The following is a 15,716-nucleotide window of genomic DNA, read 5'->3' on the forward strand; positions in this document are numbered from 1 at the left end:
GACGTGATGAACCCGTTGCCCCGGCACCTCTCGCTCCCCATCTCCTGGGAGATGCTGGCGTCACACCTCGACGAGGCGGGATTCCTGTGGCGGCAGTGGAAGCGTGCCCTCGTGGCGTCGGACCATGTCCTCGATGACGTCGCTGGGGTGGAGGCGCGACTCCTCGCCCATGTGGACGCGCTCGTGCTCGCGGGGCGCAAGGCCGCGATGAGGCTGCTCGTTCCCGCCCTGGCCGAAGCGGACGAGCCTGGGAGGGTGGAGTGCGCCGCGCTCGGGCTGCTGCTTCAGGAAGACGCCCTGGATGCGGCTGTGCGGAGTGTCCTCGAGGTGCTCCAGGCGGGGGAGGAGGGCCCGTGCGCGGGCATCCAGGCCGCGCTCCTCTGTGTCGGCGGACGGGGGCTGGAGTCATGGCTGCGGCCCATGGTCGACGCATCGCCTTCACCTGGAAGGCTCGCGACACTGCTGGAGATTTTGGGAGCGTGGCGAGTGGACCCTGGGCCGGCGCTGGAGGCGTCGCTCATGCATGAGTCCGCCCAGGTGCGGGCCGCCGCGTTTCGCTGCCTGCGCTCCTGGCCCGCCCGGTTGTCCGAATCCACGCTGGAATTGGGACTGCGCTCATCCTCCGCCGAGGTTTCTGGCGCTGCTCTGGAGGCAGGGCTGTTGGCGGGAAGTCGACTGGCGTGGTGGGAATGCCGCCGTCAGGTCCTGAAGGGCGGGCCGCACCGTCAGATGGCCTTGCGAGCGCTGGCCGTGGCGGGTGGGCCGGACGCCCAGAAGTTGCTGTTTGAGGGGCTGGGAGACGCTGCCCGAGGGACGGAGACCTTGAGGGTGGTCGGCCTGGTGGGGACGGTCGAGACTGCTCGGGCCTGCCTGGAGGCGATGCGCGAGCCGCCATGGGCGCGCCTGGCGGCGGAGTCGTTCTCGCTGGTGACCGGCATGGAGGTTCCCGCGGTGGCTCCGGGCGTGGAGTCGGGCGACGAGGAGGCGGCCGTGGAGTTCGCGCCGGAAGCAGACCTCCCGCTGCCGGATGTGCCCCGTGTGGAGGCGTGGTGGGCCGAGCACGCCCCCCGGTTCAAGCCAACGGTGCGCTACGTGCGGGGACGGCCTTTGGGGCAGGAGTCGCTGCTCGACGCGTTACGAGAAGGGTCGATGTATCGCCGCCGGTCGCTCTGGTGGGCTGTGGCCCTGCGGACCCGGGGCGCACTGGGGTTGGGCGTGGGCGCTTGGACACGAACCCAGCGCGCTGAAGAGGATGCCGCGAGGCGCCTGCCGCCAGCGCGTTTTGCCCAGTCGCTAGAGGGAGGCCTGGGCGCGTGGGGTGGGGCATGAAGGTGTTCGTCGAGGCCCTGGGGATGGCTTCATGCCTGGGGCCGGTGATTCCCGCCTGCGCTGCGTTCCGGGCCAATCTGCTGCGCCCCTCGCCGTCTCCCGACGTGGACGTCGCCCACCCCGGTGATGAGGCACCTCGGCCCGTGACAATCTGTGCGCTCCCGGTGGCGACGTTTGGGTTTTCGGGCGTCGGTCGGCTGGTGGCGTTGGCGTGCGAGGTGCTCAAGGATGTGGGCACTCGCGTGGACCTGCGGGGCCTCGGGCCGGAGACCGGCGTCTATCTGGCGCTGCCGGACCCGTGGGAGCGAGGCCTGGACCTGGGCGAGCCGGATGCCACGGAGGCGCTGCGAGTGGAGGCGCTGGGGCGTCGTGTGTTGGAGGCGAGTCTGCGGAACATGGGCCTGGAATGGCCCGGGCCCAGGCGCTTCTTTGCCGGTGGGCACGTGGCCTTCGCGAGGGCTCTGCATGCGGCCCAGGCGGCGCTGCAGAACGGCGGGCTTCGCTCGTGCCTGGTGATGGGGGTGGACTGCCTGGTCGAAGAGGCGACGCTCCATGCGCTGGCGGATGGACGACGGTTGAAGACGCCGGAGCAGCCCGTGGGCTTGACGCCTGGGGAAGCGGGCGCGGCCTTGTTGCTGACCACCGAGGGACCCGCGCAACGTTCGACGGGCGCGCCCCAAGTGATGCTGCACGCGGTGCGGCTCGGAGAAGAGCCGCACCCGAGAGGCTCAGACACGCCATCGGATGGGCGGGCCCTGGCGGCATGTGCCGAGGAGGTGCTCGCAGCCGCGGGGGCCCTTCGTGCCCGGCCGCTCCTGGTGAGTGACCACAACGGAGAAGAGGGGAAGGCGCGAGAGTGGGGGATGGTGTTGCTGCACCTGCGGGCGTTGGACGCCTCACTGGGGGGACTTCCGGCCTGGTATCCCTCCATCGGCTTTGGGGACGTGGGGGCCGCGATGGGCGCGGTCAGCGCTTGTGTCGCGGTCAGGGGGCTGCAACGCGGCGATGCGCCTTCCTCCGTGAGCCTTGTCTTCGCCAGCGCGGACGATTCCGGCCGAGGCGCCGTCTTGATAGGAACCACTGCTGCGCATCCGTCCAGAGGAGCTCTGCCATGACCACCGGTGACACCCGGCACAATCCCAATACGGAAATGGCCCGCAGGCTCAATGGCATCTACAAGCGCAACCTGGCTCGGAAGGAATCCGCCCGGGCCGCGGTCAAGGAGGAGGCGAAGAAGAGCAAGCCGAAGAAGAAGGCGGAGCCCGCTCCTGACGGACATCTGGACCCCAACGCGCCGTTGAATGGGGTGCTGGCCAAGGGCGATAACTATGCTCGCCGCGGCTACACCTACCTCAAGGCCCAGGACGGCCGGGGGGTGTACCGCAACTTCGACCATGCGCACCTGAGCGAAGTCCGGGACATGGTGAAGGAGCGGGCGGAGTTTCCAGGGGGGCCGAAGGAGAACTTCAACCCCACGTACACCCAGCAGCATCCGTACGCCTGGGAAGCTCACCACATGCTGCCGGGCTCGGCCTTCTATTACATGATGAAGGACGGCAAGCCGGCCTTCACGTACAAGCAGATTCGGCTGTTGTTGATGTCCGAGTACAACATCAACCACGGGCACAACATCATCAATCTTCCCGCCGAGGACTGGGCCGTCCCGGTCCATTCCCTCATCTGCCATCCGAGCGACCACGAGTCCTACACGATGCGGGTCATGGATGAGATGCGGAAGGTGGCCAAGCGTCTCCAGGACGTCATTGATTCGGGTGAGCCTCACGGAGATCTTCCCGAGTCTGCTTTTGCCGCTCTGAAGAAGCTTGAAGAGCAGTTTTGGAATTTCCTGGTCAGGCTGAGCCGGCAAGTAGTGGCGGCCAAGGTCGCGGGTGTGCGGTATGTTGGCGCGGGCGCCGAGCATGTTCGATATGCTAACAAGGATGGTTCGGCCCACTATGAGTGGGGAAGTCTCTGGTAGAAAGGTGAATGTGTGAGTTATTGGGTTCTCAAGGCCGAGTCGGCGGATGGTGCAGTCATTGATGCACTGCCCGAGGGTAGCCCTACCAACTGGAAGTTCAGTCGGGGGGAGCCGCTTGCGCGACAGTTCCCAGCCGGGGGGAAGGTGTCGTTTTCGGACCACTTCCCGGACCGACGCAAGCTCTACGACTTCGTGCGAAACACCGTGGGTGTCTTGCTGGTGTCATCACGTGTGAAGCAGGTGCTGGAAGACTTGCAAGTCCATAATGCGGAGTTCCTTCCGGTTACCATGTGTGATCATCAGTGGAGTCCAGTCGCCGAGGGGTACGGAATCCTCAATGTGCTGGGCTCTCAGGACGTCATTGACTTGGAAAGGTCAGATTGTGACATTGACCCAATAACGAAGAAGGAAGTGACCCGGGTCGGCAATCTCGTTTTGACTCAAGGGAAGATCGATCCGAAAGCCGACATCTTCCGCGCCCGCAACATGATGGAACTTGTTCTTGTCTCGGAGCGGGTCAAGATTTCCTTTGAACAGGCTGGCTTGACGGGCTTCAAGCTTCATGTTGCCGAAGGTTTCGACGACATGTTCGCCTGAGTGTTCTCTGTGATGGATTATTGGGTTCTCAAGGCCGAGTCGGCGGATGGTGCAATCATTGATGCACTGCCCGAGGGAAGCCCTACCAACTGGAAGTTCAGTCGGGGTGAGCCGCTTGTGCGACAGTTCCCTGCTGGGGGGAAGGTGTCGTTTTCGGACCACTTCCCGGAACGACGCAAGCTCTACGACTTCGTGCGAAACACTGTGGGTGTTTTGCTGGTGTCATCACGTGTGAGGCAGGTGCTGGAGGACTTGCAAGTCCATAATGCGGAGTTCCTTCCGGTTACCATGTGTGATCATCAGTGGAGTCCAGTCGCCGAGGGGTACGGAATCCTCAATGTGCTGGGCTCTCAGGACGTCATTGACTTGGAGAGGTCAAAGTACCGGTTGGACCGCATCACCAAGAAAGAGATTGCCCGTTTGAACAGGATGGCAGTGGCTTCGGAAAAGGTCGACCCGAAAGCCGATATCTTCCGGGCCCGGAACATGATGGAGCTCATCCTGATTTCGGACCGGACCAAGCAGGCCTTCGAACAGGCGGGGCTGACAGGTTTCAGGGCCCATCCCGCCGAAGGCTTCGACGACATGTTCGCCTGAACCTGGAGGAGGGCAGCGTGGCAAAGCTTGCGGCACTGCGGGAGGACTCCGGGCGGGCCATTCTCCAGTTGATGCGTCAGGTTGATCCCACCGCGAGCCGAGATGTCCTCGTGCGGACCGTGGATGAGCTCTGTGTCCACTTCCACGTCGTGGCCGTGGCCACCCTTCTCGTGGATGGCAACCCGCAGGGCTTCTTCCTGAACCTGTGCCGAGCCGCTGAGAACTGGAGGCGATTGCTCACGCATTGCCGCCTCAAGCAGTGGGCGCTCCCTGCTTCGCGACACATGGAGCCACTGCTCGGTGCCGTCGCGGCGGGACACTGGAGTCTGGCGCGACAGGTCGCGGAGCTCTCCGAGACGCGGTGGCTTCCGGACGAGGAATACCGCTCCGAGCATGCACGCGCCCAGCTCTTCCATGCGCTGGTCTCGCCCGGTACCAGGGACGTCGTCATCCCGAGGGTGGAGGCGTTAGAGGGACTGGGGCTCGAGACAGAGACGGACCGGGTTGCCTGTGCCCGAGCCCTGCTCGAGGGTGACGCAGACACGTTCTCTGAGGCGTTCAAGCACGCGGTGCTCGTGCATGGAGAGGACATCGAGAAGCGCGCGAAGCTCTTCACGACTCCCGTGACACGCTTCGCGCCGAAGCGAGCCATCTGGTTGGAAGGGCTCGCCTGGCTCAGGCTCACCGAGCGGGCGGACATCGCGAGCTTCGACGAGCACTTCCAATACTGCCCGCCGCTGGCCCGCACGCCCATGACGACCCAGTACGCCGGGGACTGGGTCGTTTCGCTCGGTCCTTGAGCGCCGCGGTGTGTCCCCGCCCGTGGCGCCTCCAGAGTGGAACGGCTACAACTCCCGCGACTGCTCCACCTTGCGCTGCTGGTCGCGGACGGCCAGCTCTTTGGACAGGTAGGGCTTGAGCCTCTGGCTCGTATACGTGAGCGTCAGGCTGCGCGCCCCGGGCTCCTGGCTGCCGGTGAGCCGCACCTCCGTTTCGGCTTCGGTCCAGGTGCTCCGCAGCAGGTATTCGTGAACCGCGAGGGCGGCGTCCGTCCTCGCGTTGGCCTCCATCTGCCGGCCGAAGTTGTCCACGGCGGGGCCACTGGGCTGCACGCCGGAGCGCCACGCGTGGTAGTTCGCCGAGGCCTCGGAGAGGTTGTTGGCCATCTGCGCCAGCGCCAGGCGCCCCTCCGCGTCGAGCGCCGAGTCCTCCCTGGACGCGGGCTTGCCGTACTTCATGGTGAGCAGCTCCGCCACCGCGTTGAAGTTGTCGCGGACGGCGCCCGGCGCGCGGAAGTGGAGGGTGACCTCGGCCAACTGCCCCTGGGCGAACACGTAGTAGGCGTCCGCGCGGCGGCCGGCCACGACGTCGGCGACGTGCACGTCCCCCCAGGCATTGATGACCCGGGCGTGGAAGGGGAGCGCGGTCATGGCCTCGTCCTTCGTCATCCCCCAGCGCGTGTCTTGGAAGCCTGAGTTGCTGCGGTACTGCTCCCGGGCGCCCTCCTCGCGCTCGACGTCCGCCAGCCGGATGGCGTCGCGGCGTTCGAGCAGCGCCTGGTGCTTCGCGGACGTGCCGCAGGCGGTGGTGGCGAGACACAGCGGCAGCAACAGGGCGGAACTCCATCGCATGGGCGGCTCCTCTGGCGGTGGCGTGGGGCCGTGACGGCCCGCCGCTTCCGATATTCAAAGGGGCTCGCGCCATTTCGAAAGCGCCGGGCGCTCAGGGGCCGGCCGCCGCGCCTTCCGTCCACTTCCCGCGCCGGGTGGGCTCCTTCATCGCTCGGGCGAGCGCCGTGAGGAAGCGCCTGCGGGGCCAGTTCTCCGCGCCGAAGCGGGCCAGGTGTTCAGTCTCCACCTGGCAGTCGATGAGCTGGAAGCCCCAGCCCTGGAAGCGCTCCGCCGCGGTGACGAAGGCCACCTTCGAGGCGTCCGGGGCCAGCGCGAACATGCTCTCCCCAAAGAAGGCCGCGCCCAGGGACACCCCGTACAGGCCGCCCTTCAGCTCGCCCTCCGCCCACGCCTCCACCGAGTGCGCGAAGCCCGCCTCGTGGAGCGTGACGTAGGCCTCCATCATCTCCTCGGTAATCCAGGTGCCCGTCTGTCCGGGCCGAGGCACCTGGCTGCATTCGGTGATGACGCGCCGGAAGGCGGTGTCGTAGCGCACCTCGTAGACGCCGCGGGCCATCGTCTTGCGCAGCGAGCGGCCCACGTGGAGCTTGTCCGGCGACAGCACGAAGCGCGGGTCCGGCGAGTGCCAGAGGATGGGGTCTCCCTCGCTGTACCAGGGGAAGATGCCGCGGGCGTAGGCGGCCAGCAGCCGCTCCGGACGCAAGTCACCGCCGACGGCGACCACGCCGCTCTTGTCGGCGCGCTCCGGGGGCGGGAAGAGCTCCGGGTGCTCGTCACTCAACAGGTAGATGGGCACGGCGTGCCACTCTACCGGGAGACGTTCAGCTTCACCTTCCCCGTGAGCGAATACGGCACGCGCAGCAGCGGCCCCGTCACCTCACCCGTCACCCCGTAGGGCAGCAGCCCGTTGGAGATGAGCGCCTTCACCTCGGGGCCCCAGGTGTCCTTTGTCACCGCCAGTTCCACCGGGTACACGCCCGTGGCGGACGCGTCCACGGTGTCCGCCTGCGCCAGCGTGCCGCTGTCCAGCGTCTTGCCGGCCACCGACGCCGTCCACGTCAGGCCCTCCAGCCGCAGCGGGAAGGGGTTGGGGTTGCGCACGCCCAGGCGGAGGTTGAGCTGGACCTCCTCATCCGAGTAGCGCGCCCCGTCCAACTCCTCCACCACCACCGTGGGCAGCCGGGGCACCCGCGCCGCGCGGCTGGCGGCGAAGGGAATCGTCTGCTCCTGGTCTCCCGAGCGCACGACGAGGTTGCCGCGCAGGGCGAGCAGCAGCGTGCCTCCCTGGGCGCTCAGCCTCGCCAGGTCGTCCTCGTTCTTCACGTAGGGCGCGAGCTCCTCGAAGGAGAGGTCCGTGGGCTCGCCGGGCGTCAGCGCCACGTCCAGCTTCGCGGTGCCCGTCCTCACCACCTGTCCGTCGGCGACGAGCTCGTAGTCGGCGCGCTCCACCACCCCCTCCCCGGGGCTGGTCACCTGGGCCTCGAAGCGCAGGGTGGCGTCGGTGAGGCCCTGGGACGCGACGACGGTCCGTTGGGCGGTGAGGACGGCGGGACTGGAGGGCCGGGTGGGGGTGGAAGCACACCCCGCACAGAGGAAAAGCACCACGGCCAATCGGAACATGGGCGAGGGCAAGCGCATCACGCTAGACAATGTGGCCACCCCCTGGAGTCCTCTCAAGGGCTTTTCCGCTAGACTGTCCACCACCCGTGGCCCAACGCCGCCCCAACTTCAACAAGACGCTCCGCTCTCTCATCCGGGACATCGCGGCGAAGATGCCGGAGTTCGGGCATGTGAAGGCGGGCCGCATCCTCGTGGTGGCCGGTGAGGCCCGCCGCGCCTCCCGGGGCACCGTGAAGCCCCTGTGCTTCCGGGGTGGGAAGAGCACGGACCGCACCGGACGCCGCAAGCCCATCATCCGCATCCGGGGCAAGCGGATGCTGTACTGCGTCACCCTCCGGCCGCTCTTCTTCCGGGGGTCCACCGCGCAGGCTCGCGTGGAGACGGTGATTCACGAGCTCTTCCACCTGTCGCGCCGCTTCGACGGGACGCTGCACTCTGGCCGGCGCCATGCCGTGCTGGGGCGCAACTTCTCTCGCAAGCTCAAGCCGCTGGTGCGCCGCTACCTCAAGCTGTGCCCCCCGGAGCTGCTGGCCGCCATGGCTCACTCCGGCGAGGTGCGCATCCTCCAGTGGCTGGAGCGGCCCGGCCCCGCCTACTACCCTGGCAGCCATCGCCGGGTGCGGAAGGTCTACACCGAGGAGCAGCTCTACTCCGGTGTCGCTCGCATGGTGACGCCCAAGGTGCGTCTGGCTCGCGACACTTCCGCGCGCTCCAAGGTTCACTGAGCGGTGCGCTCCCACACACCCTGATTCGCACCGGGGCGGTTTTTTGCCAATCATTTGACTTTGAAAATCAGTATCAATATCGTCACCGCCGTTTCGAGCCAGGAGCGGTGATGCGCGACGGTTGCCACGGTGGAGGCGGGGCGGAGGAGCTGCGCTGCATGTGCGGCAGCCTGCTGGCGCGGTTGGTGCCGGAGGGCGTGGAGCTCAAGTGCCGCCGCTGCCACCGGACGCAGGTGGTGCCCCTGGAGCGAACGCCGCCGGGAGGCGGTGGTGCGCAGGTGCGCGGCTCAGGCCGCTGACGTGTGAGACGTTCCCGGGCCGCCCAGGCCCGGTGCAGTGAGGTTTTTCCTGCGGCCCGAGGCCATTGAGCCCAGCGCCCTACAGGGCCTTCCGCGAAAGGCCCCCGGCCTTGCGCCGGAGGACGCAGCATGGCGTGGCGTGGGTGTTTGCTCTTCGTGGCCTGTTCCGTGCCGTGGACGGCGTGGGGCGGTGGCAGTGAAGCGCCGGCCACCGAGGTAGCCTCCGGCGAGGCTTCCACCGTGGAGGCTTCGCCCGAGGCGCAGGTGGCCCAGGCCGATGCGGGGCCGGAGCCCGTGTCCGGCGCGGAGGCGCTGCCGGAAGCGCGCACGGTGGTGACGGCGTCGCGTTCGCCGGAGCGGCTCGAGGATTCGGCGGTGGCCACGGAGGTCATCACCCGCTCGGACATCCTGGCCAGCGGGGCGCGGGACGCGTCGGAGCTGCTCACCGCGCACCCTGGGCTCCAGGTGGTCCAGACGTTCGCGGGCGCCACGGTGCAGTTGCAGGGCCTGTCGCCGGAGTACGTCCTGGTGTTGGTGGACGGTGAGCGCGTGGCCGGCCGGGTGGCCGGAAGCGTGGACCTGTCCCGCCTGTCCACCGAGGACATCGAACAGGTGGAAATCGTGAAGGGCCCCTCGTCGGTCCTCTACGGCAGCGACGCGGTGGCGGGCGTGGTGAATCTCATCACCCGCCGTGCCCGCCGTCCGCTGGGCGCCGAGCTGCGCGCCTCCTACGGCTCCATGCAGCGGCTGGAACTGGACGCCACCGGCGAGGCGAAGGGGGAGACCTGGGGGCTGCGTCTGAGCGGCGGTCTGGCCCGGCGGGACGCGTACCTCCTGGACCCGGCGAGCATCGGCACCACGGGCAGCAGCCTGGATGGCATCGACGCGTCCGTGGGCGGTGACTTGCGCGTCAGTGAAGGCACGGCGCTGCAGGCCAACGCCACCTATGCGCGGCGGGTGCAGCGCGGCGTGGACGTGGGCGTGACGGGCGCCATCTTCGACCGCGCCAGCCGGGATGACTCGCTCTCCGTGCGTCTGTCTCCCCGGTGGACACTGTCCAACAACGCCTCGCTGCGCGTGGATGGCGCCTATGCGTGGTTCAACCGGCGCTACCTGAGGGACCAGCGCCGCTCCAACGCGCTGGACACCATCGAGGACACGCGCGAGCAGCAGGGCCGGCTGGGCGCGCAGCTGGACGCGAAGCTGGGCGACGCCCACGCCTTCGTGGCGGGCGCGGAGCTGCTCGGCGAATGGTTGCGGGCGGACCGGCTGGGCGAAGACGGCGCCGGCCAGCGCGCCCGCGCGTCCAGCTACGTGCAGGACAACTGGACCCTGGTGCCGCGCTTGAAGCTGACGCTGGTGCCGGGCGCGCGCGTGGACACGGACACGCAGTTCGGCACGGCGGTGACGCCCCGGCTGGCGGTGCGCATGGACCCGACGTCCTGGCTCACGCTGCGCGGCAGCTCCGGCTGGGCGTTCAGGGCGCCGGGCTTCCAGGAGATGCTGCTCGACTTCGAAAACCCCAGCGTGGGCTACCGGGTGCACGGCAATCCGGACCTGCGTCCGGAGCGCTCGCGAAGCTTCAACCTGTCGGTGGAGGTGAAGCCAGCGGAGTCCTCGCTCCTGTGGGTGAGCGCCTTCCAGCACCGCCTTCAGGACATGATTGGCGTCTCCACGGAGATGGTCGGTCCGCAGCAGCTCTTCACCTACGTGAACATCGCGCGTGCGCGCGTGCTCGGAGGTGAGCTGGGCGTGCGTCAGCAACTGCCGGGCCGCATCTCCGCGGAGCTGGGCTACACGCTCACTGACGGCCGTGCCGAGGAGACGGGGCTGGCGCTGGAAGGGCAGGCGCGTCATCGCCTCACCGCGCAGGCCACCTGGCGTCACCGGACGTCGGGCCTGGAGGCCTGGGTCCGCGGCGCGCTCGTGGGGCCGCGTCCCTTCTACCCGGACACGGATGGTGACGGCGTCGCCAACCCGTACGACGCGAAGACCTACGTCACCGTGGATGCCCGGCTGGGCTGGCGCATGCGCGAGGAGCTCCAGTTCTTCGTGCTGGGCACCAACCTCGCGAACGCGGGCAACCCCACAGACCTCCCCATGCCCCCTCGCGCCATCCAGGCCGGCATCTCCGCCCGGCTCTGACGCTCCCTTCCACCTCTCACTCAAGGAGTCCCGATGTCCCGCTTCTCTCCCCGTTCCTCCTTCCTGGGCCGCGCCGCCGCCGCCCTGCTGCTGGCCGGTTCCCTGTCCGCGTGCGGCGATGACCTGGAGCTGCCACCAGAGAACCCGCCGGCGGATGGCTCCCACGTGAATCACGTGGCCAACGATGACGGCTCGTACACCACCACCGTGAACGCGACGGGCAGCGCGGACTGGATTGGCCTGGACCTGGACAAGGGCGCGCAGGTGAGCGCCTCCGAGGACACTGTCTGGGACCTGGCCTTCAACCGCTTCAACGTCCGCACCCGGGGCGGCGTGAGTGGTACCGGCAACGTGGCGGTGGCGGTGCTCCTCGAGACGGACTTCGCGGCGGTGACGCGGGCGCCGGCGGATGGCTACGTCGCGGATTCCGAGGACGGCCCGGACCGGGGCGAGGACCCGGACAGCGCCTTCCAGCAGGGCGACGGGTGGTACGCCTATGACATGACGACGCACGCCCTCACGGCGCGTCGCAATGTGTACGTCGTCCGCTCCGACGCTGGTGACTACTTCAAGGTCGCCATGCAGTCCTATTACGACGATGCGGGCACGCCGGGGATGTTGTCGTTCCGCTGGGCGAAGGTGCCTGGCCCCGCCTCCAGCGGCAGCGCCGTGACGCAGCAGTCCTCGTACTGAGCCCCCTTCCACTTCCAGGTGTCCAACATGAATCAGACCGCGAACGCTGATGTCGTTTCCGAGTCCACCCGTCTGCGCCAACGCTGGCAGGCCCTCCGCGAGGAGCAGCCTCGCACGCGTATCCGTGACGCCGCCGAGCAGCTGGGGGTGAGTGAAGCGCAGTTGCTCGCCACGGGACTTGGGGAGAGCGTCGTCCGGCTGGACCTCCGGCTGGATGCGCTCCTGCCCCGTTTCGAGTCGCTGGGGCGGGTGATGTCGCTCACACGCAACGCGCATGCCGTGCACGAGAAGCGTGGCACCTGGCGCAACATCGAGCTGCACGGCAAGCAGGGACTGGTGCTGGACGAGGAAATTGACCTGCGCTTGTTCTTCACGCGCTGGAGCTTCGGCTTCGCCATCCGCGAGCCGCACGGCGATGGCATCCGCCGCAGCCTCCAGTTCTTCGACGCGTCGGGGACGGCCGTCCACAAGCTCTACGTGGAGGAGGCCGGGCGCGAGGAGACGTTCGACACCCTGGTGAAGGAGTTCACCCACGCGGACCAGTCGCCGGTGCTCAGCATCGTCCCGGCCACGCCCGCGGCGGCGCCCAAGCCCGACAGTGAGATTGACGCGGAGGGACTGCGCTCCGGCTGGCGCGCGCTCCAGGACACGCATGAGTTCTTCATGCTGCTCAACCGCTTCAGCGTGGCGCGCACCCAGGCGCTCCGCCTGGCCGAGCCGGAGCTGACCACCCCGGTGGCGGCGTCCTCGCTGACGTGGGTGCTGGAGAAGGCTGCCGCGACGGAGCTGCCCCTCATGATTTTCGTGGGCAACCCCGGTTGCATCCAGATTCACACCGGCCCGGTGAAGAACGTGAAGCCGATGGGCCCGTGGATGAACGTGCTGGACGCGGGCTTCAACCTCCACGTCCGCGCGGACCACGTCCGCTCGGCGTGGGTCGTGCGCAAGCCCACGCGGGACGGCGTCGTCACGTCCCTGGAGCTGTTCAACGAGGCGGGGGACAACATCGCGCTCATCTTCGGCAAGCGGAAGCCGGGGCAACCCGAGTCGCCCGAGTGGCGCGCGCTGGCCGAGGAGCTGGCCCAGGCGCTGCCCGCGAGCGAGGTGTCGCGATGAGCCGCGCGTCCGGGCTGTCGTGGGTCTTCATAACGGTGGCGTCGCTCGCCCACGCGGCGGTGCCAGTGCCCGCGAAGCCTCCGGCGGCGGCCGCGGCCAAGGCCCCGGTCAACGCGGCGAAGCTGGTCACCGTCGGCCCTGCCATCACCGAAACCGTCTTCGCGCTGGGGGCAGGCGGGCAGGTGGTGGGCGTGGACGACACCAGCCTGGCGTTGGAGGTCGCCCGGAAGTCGCCCAAGGTGGGCTATCAGCGGGCGCTGTCATCGGAGGCCATCGTCGCGCTGGGGACGTCGCAGTTGGTGGCGTCCGAGGAGGCGGGCCCTCCCGGCGTGCTCGAGCAGCTCAAGACGGTGGGCGTGGACGTGGTGGTGCTGCCGAACAAGCACACCGTCGATGCCACGCGCGAGCGCATCCGGACGCTCGCGCAGCGCCTGGGCAAGGCAGAGCAGGGGGAGGCCCTGGTCAAGCAATTGGACTCGGACCTGCGCAAGGCGCGGGAGCGCACGGCGGCGCGCAAGGACGCGAAGCCGCCGCGGGTCCTCGCGCTGTACGCGCGCGGGGCCAACGTCCTCATGGTGGCGGGCGCCGGGACAGCGGCGGGCGAGCTCGTCACGCTGTCGGGCGGCGTGAATGCCATCGCCGGCCATGCGGGCCACAAGCCGCTGACGGCGGAGGCGGTGGTCGAAGCGGCGCCGGACTTCATCCTCATGCCGGCCAGCTCCCTGGAACCGGTGGGCGGAGAGGAGGGCCTGTCGCGCACGCCCGGTCTGTCGCAGCTGCGCGGCTGGCGCCTCATCACCGTGGACGACGTCCACTTCATGGGGCTGGGGCCTCACATGGGCAAGGCCGTGAGCCGCTTGCAGGATGGATACGCGCCTCCGGCTCGGGGCAGCAAATGAGTGCGTCGGAGATTGCGCCCGTCTCCGCCACCTATCGCACCCAGGAGCCCATCCAGCCAGCAGCCCCGCGTCCATGGCTGCTGCTGACGGCGCTGTTGCTGGGCGTGGTGCTCCTGTCGCTCGCCGTGGGCGCGGTGCCGGTGCCTCTGCTGGCGCTGGCGGGCAGTCTGTTGGAACGGGTGGGGCTGGACATCGGTCACAAGCTGGAGTCCGTGCAGCAGGCGGTGCTGCTGTCCATCCGCCTGCCGCGCGTGACGCTCGGCATCATGGTGGGCGCGGTGCTGGCCACCTGTGGTGCCGCGCTGCAGGCGTTGTTCCGCAACCCACTGGTGGAGCCCGGCCTGCTGGGCACATCCAGCGGCGCGGCGCTGGGGGCGGTGGCGGCCATCGTCATGGACGTGGCCCTCAGCGCCCACCTGGGCTCGCTGCGGATGCTCGCGGTGCCGGGCGCGGCCTTCCTGGGCGCGCTGGGCGCCACGCTGCTCGCGCACCGGCTGGGTGGGGGCGGCGGTCGCACGGAGACGGCGCGCATCCTCCTGGCGGGCGTGGCTGTCAGCGCAGGGGCGGGGGCGGGCATCGGTCTGCTCACGCAGATGGCCACCGACGCGCAGCTCCGCTCCATCACCTTCTGGACCTGGGGCAGCCTGGGCGGTGCGTCCTGGGACGTGGTGGGGGCCGCCACGCCGCCGCTGCTCATCGCCCTGGGCCTGCTGCTGCGTGAGGCGCGCACCCTCAACCTCCTGCTGCTGGGGGAGCGCGAGGCGTGGCACCTGGGCGTGGATGTCGAGCGCCTCAAGCGCCGGCTCATCCTCGCCGCGGCCCTGGGGGTGGGGGCCGCGGTGTCCGTCACCGGCGTCATCGCCTTCGTGGGCTTGCTGGTGCCCGCGCTGTTGCGGTTGGCGCTGGGACCGGACCACCGGCGGCTGCTCAGTGCTTCCGCCTTGCTGGGGGCCTCGCTGCTGGTGGGCGCGGACCTGCTGGCTCGCACGGCGGCCATTCCCGCCGAATTGCCCGTGGGCGCGCTTACGTCCGTGCTGGGCGTTCCCGTCTTCATCGGGCTGCTGTCGCGCAAGGGGGCCGCATGAGCCTGGAGGTTCGTGGCATCGAGGTGTGGCGTGGCCGTGGGCGGACGCTGGGGCCCATGGATTTGATGCTGCAGCCCGGTGAGGTGCTGGCCGTCGTGGGGCCGAACGGCGCGGGCAAGTCCACGCTGCTGTCCGCCATGTCGGGCGAGCTGCGGTGCTCGACGGGCGAGGTGCTCCTGGACGGCACTCCCTTGCTGCATTGGAAGCCGCGGGAGCGCGCCATGCGGCTGGGCGTGCTCCCCCAGGAGTCGTCGCTGGGCTTCGGCTTCACGGCGCTAGAGGTGGCGCTGCTGGGACGGAGTCCCCATGCGAGCCGCGCTGAGGGCAGCGCGGACCTGGCGGCGGCGGTGGCGGCGCTTGATGCCACCGACACGCGGCACCTGGCTTCGCGTTCGTATCTCACGCTGTCGGGGGGCGAGCGGCAGCGGGTGCAGCTGTCCCGGGTGCTGGCCCAGCTCTCTGAGCCATTGGCCTCTGGACACCGTTACCTGCTGCTGGACGAGCCGACGGCGAGTCTGGACCTGGCCCACCAGCACCTCGTTCTGGAGGCGGCGGCGCGCTTCGCCCTGGCGGGTGGCGCGGTGCTGGCGGTGCTGCATGACCTCAATCTGGCAGCGCGTTACGCGCACCGGATGGCCGTGCTCGCGGAGGGCCGGGTGGTTGAACTGGGCACACCGGCGCAGGTGCTTTCCCCGGAGCTGGTGGCCCGCGTCTTCGGTCTACGCGTGCAGGTCGTCGAATGGCCGGGCTCGCCCGGTCCCCTGGTCATCCCGGAGGGCCGCGCGCCGCTGACTCCCTGAGCACGGACCGCGCCGTGCCCGCTGGATTCAGCTCCCCGCGGGAAACGCCCTGGGCGCCCGGTGCCCCTCCACACCGCACGTGATGGCCCAGGGCCTTTCCCGTGGGGGACGCCGTTCCCCTCGCCGACGGCAGACGGGTAGGGAAGCCGTGGCCCGCCCGGTGCCCCCACGCCGCACATCGGGCGTGGTGTCGTGCCTCGTC

At 69.0% G+C, this 15,716-nt stretch carries 17 protein-coding genes; 14 read left to right on the forward strand and 3 right to left on the reverse strand.

What is annotated here, in order from left to right; translation table 11 throughout:
• Positions 1 to 6 precede the first annotated feature (6 nt).
• Genes HNV26_RS10625 through HNV26_RS10650 form a run of 6 tightly spaced genes read left to right on the forward strand, consistent with a single transcriptional unit; the run spans position 7 to position 5,301 of the window.
• Positions 7 to 1,329: a TIGR02270 family protein gene (locus HNV26_RS10625; protein ID WP_171441628.1), complete on the forward strand. Its 1,323-nt coding sequence runs from the start codon at positions 7 to 9 to the stop codon at positions 1,327 to 1,329.
• The gene (locus HNV26_RS10630; RefSeq protein WP_171441592.1) at positions 1,326 to 2,444 is read left to right on the forward strand and encodes a hypothetical protein; all 1,119 of its coding nucleotides are present in this window, start codon (positions 1,326 to 1,328) and stop codon (positions 2,442 to 2,444) included. The genes HNV26_RS10625 and HNV26_RS10630 overlap by 4 nt, the downstream gene beginning before the upstream one ends.
• Positions 2,441 to 3,307 (forward strand): AHH domain-containing protein, encoded by an 867-nt coding sequence (locus HNV26_RS10635; RefSeq protein ID WP_171441593.1) that lies wholly within the window; start codon positions 2,441 to 2,443, stop codon positions 3,305 to 3,307. The genes HNV26_RS10630 and HNV26_RS10635 overlap by 4 nt, the downstream gene beginning before the upstream one ends.
• A gap of 12 nt (positions 3,308 to 3,319) precedes the next feature.
• Positions 3,320 to 3,904: an imm11 family protein gene (locus HNV26_RS10640; RefSeq protein ID WP_171441594.1), complete on the forward strand. Its 585-nt coding sequence runs from the start codon at positions 3,320 to 3,322 to the stop codon at positions 3,902 to 3,904.
• 12 nt (positions 3,905 to 3,916) lie between these two features.
• The gene (locus HNV26_RS10645) at positions 3,917 to 4,501 is read left to right on the forward strand and encodes an imm11 family protein (RefSeq protein ID WP_171441595.1); all 585 of its coding nucleotides are present in this window, start codon (positions 3,917 to 3,919) and stop codon (positions 4,499 to 4,501) included.
• Positions 4,502 to 4,518: 17 nt separating this feature from the next.
• Complete coding sequence (locus tag HNV26_RS10650) at positions 4,519 to 5,301, forward strand: hypothetical protein (RefSeq protein WP_171441596.1); 783 nt, start codon at positions 4,519 to 4,521, stop codon at positions 5,299 to 5,301.
• A gap of 45 nt (positions 5,302 to 5,346) precedes the next feature.
• On the opposite strand, the gene HNV26_RS10655 is transcribed toward HNV26_RS10650, so the two are convergent.
• The 3 genes from HNV26_RS10655 to HNV26_RS10665 form a co-directional block, all read right to left on the reverse strand.
• The gene (locus HNV26_RS10655) at positions 5,347 to 6,132 is read right to left on the reverse strand and encodes a hypothetical protein (protein WP_171441597.1); all 786 of its coding nucleotides are present in this window, start codon (positions 6,130 to 6,132) and stop codon (positions 5,347 to 5,349) included.
• Positions 6,133 to 6,223: 91 nt separating this feature from the next.
• Positions 6,224 to 6,928: a leucyl/phenylalanyl-tRNA--protein transferase gene (gene aat, locus HNV26_RS10660; RefSeq protein ID WP_171441598.1), complete on the reverse strand. Its 705-nt coding sequence runs from the start codon at positions 6,926 to 6,928 to the stop codon at positions 6,224 to 6,226.
• A gap of 11 nt (positions 6,929 to 6,939) precedes the next feature.
• Positions 6,940 to 7,770, reverse strand: coding sequence for an LEA/WHy family protein (locus tag HNV26_RS10665; RefSeq protein WP_253818034.1), 831 nt, complete (start codon positions 7,768 to 7,770; stop codon positions 6,940 to 6,942).
• A 68-nt stretch (positions 7,771 to 7,838) separates the two neighbouring features.
• On the opposite strand from HNV26_RS10665, the gene HNV26_RS10670 reads away from it, so the two are divergent.
• The 8 genes from HNV26_RS10670 (at position 7,839) to HNV26_RS10705 (ending at position 15,514) form a co-directional block, all read left to right on the forward strand.
• The gene (locus HNV26_RS10670; protein ID WP_171441600.1) at positions 7,839 to 8,477 is read left to right on the forward strand and encodes a hypothetical protein; all 639 of its coding nucleotides are present in this window, start codon (positions 7,839 to 7,841) and stop codon (positions 8,475 to 8,477) included.
• Between the two features lie 110 nt (positions 8,478 to 8,587).
• Complete coding sequence (locus HNV26_RS10675; protein ID WP_171441601.1) at positions 8,588 to 8,776, forward strand: hypothetical protein; 189 nt, start codon at positions 8,588 to 8,590, stop codon at positions 8,774 to 8,776.
• A gap of 129 nt (positions 8,777 to 8,905) precedes the next feature.
• Complete coding sequence (locus HNV26_RS10680; protein ID WP_171441602.1) at positions 8,906 to 10,921, forward strand: TonB-dependent receptor plug domain-containing protein; 2,016 nt, start codon at positions 8,906 to 8,908, stop codon at positions 10,919 to 10,921.
• A 33-nt stretch (positions 10,922 to 10,954) separates the two neighbouring features.
• Positions 10,955 to 11,614: an HmuY family protein gene (locus tag HNV26_RS10685; RefSeq protein ID WP_171441603.1), complete on the forward strand. Its 660-nt coding sequence runs from the start codon at positions 10,955 to 10,957 to the stop codon at positions 11,612 to 11,614.
• A 27-nt stretch (positions 11,615 to 11,641) separates the two neighbouring features.
• A complete protein-coding gene (locus tag HNV26_RS10690) occupies positions 11,642 to 12,730 on the forward strand; it encodes a hemin-degrading factor (protein WP_171441604.1) in 1,089 nt (362 codons plus the stop codon).
• Complete coding sequence (locus tag HNV26_RS10695; RefSeq protein ID WP_171441605.1) at positions 12,727 to 13,629, forward strand: heme/hemin ABC transporter substrate-binding protein; 903 nt, start codon at positions 12,727 to 12,729, stop codon at positions 13,627 to 13,629. Before HNV26_RS10690 ends, HNV26_RS10695 begins: the two co-directional genes overlap by 4 nt.
• On the forward strand, positions 13,626 to 14,714 hold the full coding sequence (locus HNV26_RS10700; protein ID WP_011551437.1) for a FecCD family ABC transporter permease: 1,089 nt from the start codon (positions 13,626 to 13,628) through the stop codon (positions 14,712 to 14,714). The genes HNV26_RS10695 and HNV26_RS10700 overlap by 4 nt, the downstream gene beginning before the upstream one ends.
• Positions 14,711 to 15,514, forward strand: coding sequence for a heme ABC transporter ATP-binding protein (locus tag HNV26_RS10705; RefSeq protein ID WP_171441606.1), 804 nt, complete (start codon positions 14,711 to 14,713; stop codon positions 15,512 to 15,514). Before HNV26_RS10700 ends, HNV26_RS10705 begins: the two co-directional genes overlap by 4 nt.
• The last annotated feature ends 202 nt before the right edge of the window (positions 15,515 to 15,716 follow it).

The sequence above is a fragment of the Myxococcus xanthus genome (assembly GCF_013116825.1).
In the GTDB taxonomy this organism is placed as follows: Bacteria; Myxococcota; Myxococcia; order Myxococcales; family Myxococcaceae; genus Myxococcus; species Myxococcus xanthus_B.

Bases quoted from the DNA above. Each gene is read 5' to 3' on its own strand.
- HNV26_RS10685 (WP_171441603.1), top strand. From the start codon at position 10,955: ATGTCCCGCTTCTCTCCCCGTTCCTCCTTCCTGGGCCGCGCCGCCGCC.
- HNV26_RS10705 (WP_171441606.1), top strand. From the start codon at position 14,711: ATGAGCCTGGAGGTTCGTGGCATCGAGGTGTGGCGTGGCCGTGGGCGG.
- HNV26_RS10635 (WP_171441593.1), top strand. From the start codon at position 2,441: ATGACCACCGGTGACACCCGGCACAATCCCAATACGGAAATGGCCCGC.
- HNV26_RS10630 (WP_171441592.1), top strand. From the start codon at position 1,326: ATGAAGGTGTTCGTCGAGGCCCTGGGGATGGCTTCATGCCTGGGGCCG.
- HNV26_RS10645 (WP_171441595.1), top strand. From the start codon at position 3,917: ATGGATTATTGGGTTCTCAAGGCCGAGTCGGCGGATGGTGCAATCATT.
- HNV26_RS10700 (WP_011551437.1), top strand. From the start codon at position 13,626: ATGAGTGCGTCGGAGATTGCGCCCGTCTCCGCCACCTATCGCACCCAG.
- HNV26_RS10690 (WP_171441604.1), top strand. From the start codon at position 11,642: ATGAATCAGACCGCGAACGCTGATGTCGTTTCCGAGTCCACCCGTCTG.
- HNV26_RS10680 (WP_171441602.1), top strand. From the start codon at position 8,906: ATGGCGTGGCGTGGGTGTTTGCTCTTCGTGGCCTGTTCCGTGCCGTGG.
- HNV26_RS10665 (WP_253818034.1), bottom strand. From the start codon at position 7,770: ATGCGCTTGCCCTCGCCCATGTTCCGATTGGCCGTGGTGCTTTTCCTC.
- HNV26_RS10675 (WP_171441601.1), top strand. From the start codon at position 8,588: ATGCGCGACGGTTGCCACGGTGGAGGCGGGGCGGAGGAGCTGCGCTGC.
- HNV26_RS10625 (WP_171441628.1), top strand. From the start codon at position 7: ATGAACCCGTTGCCCCGGCACCTCTCGCTCCCCATCTCCTGGGAGATG.
- HNV26_RS10695 (WP_171441605.1), top strand. From the start codon at position 12,727: ATGAGCCGCGCGTCCGGGCTGTCGTGGGTCTTCATAACGGTGGCGTCG.
- HNV26_RS10655 (WP_171441597.1), bottom strand. From the start codon at position 6,132: ATGCGATGGAGTTCCGCCCTGTTGCTGCCGCTGTGTCTCGCCACCACC.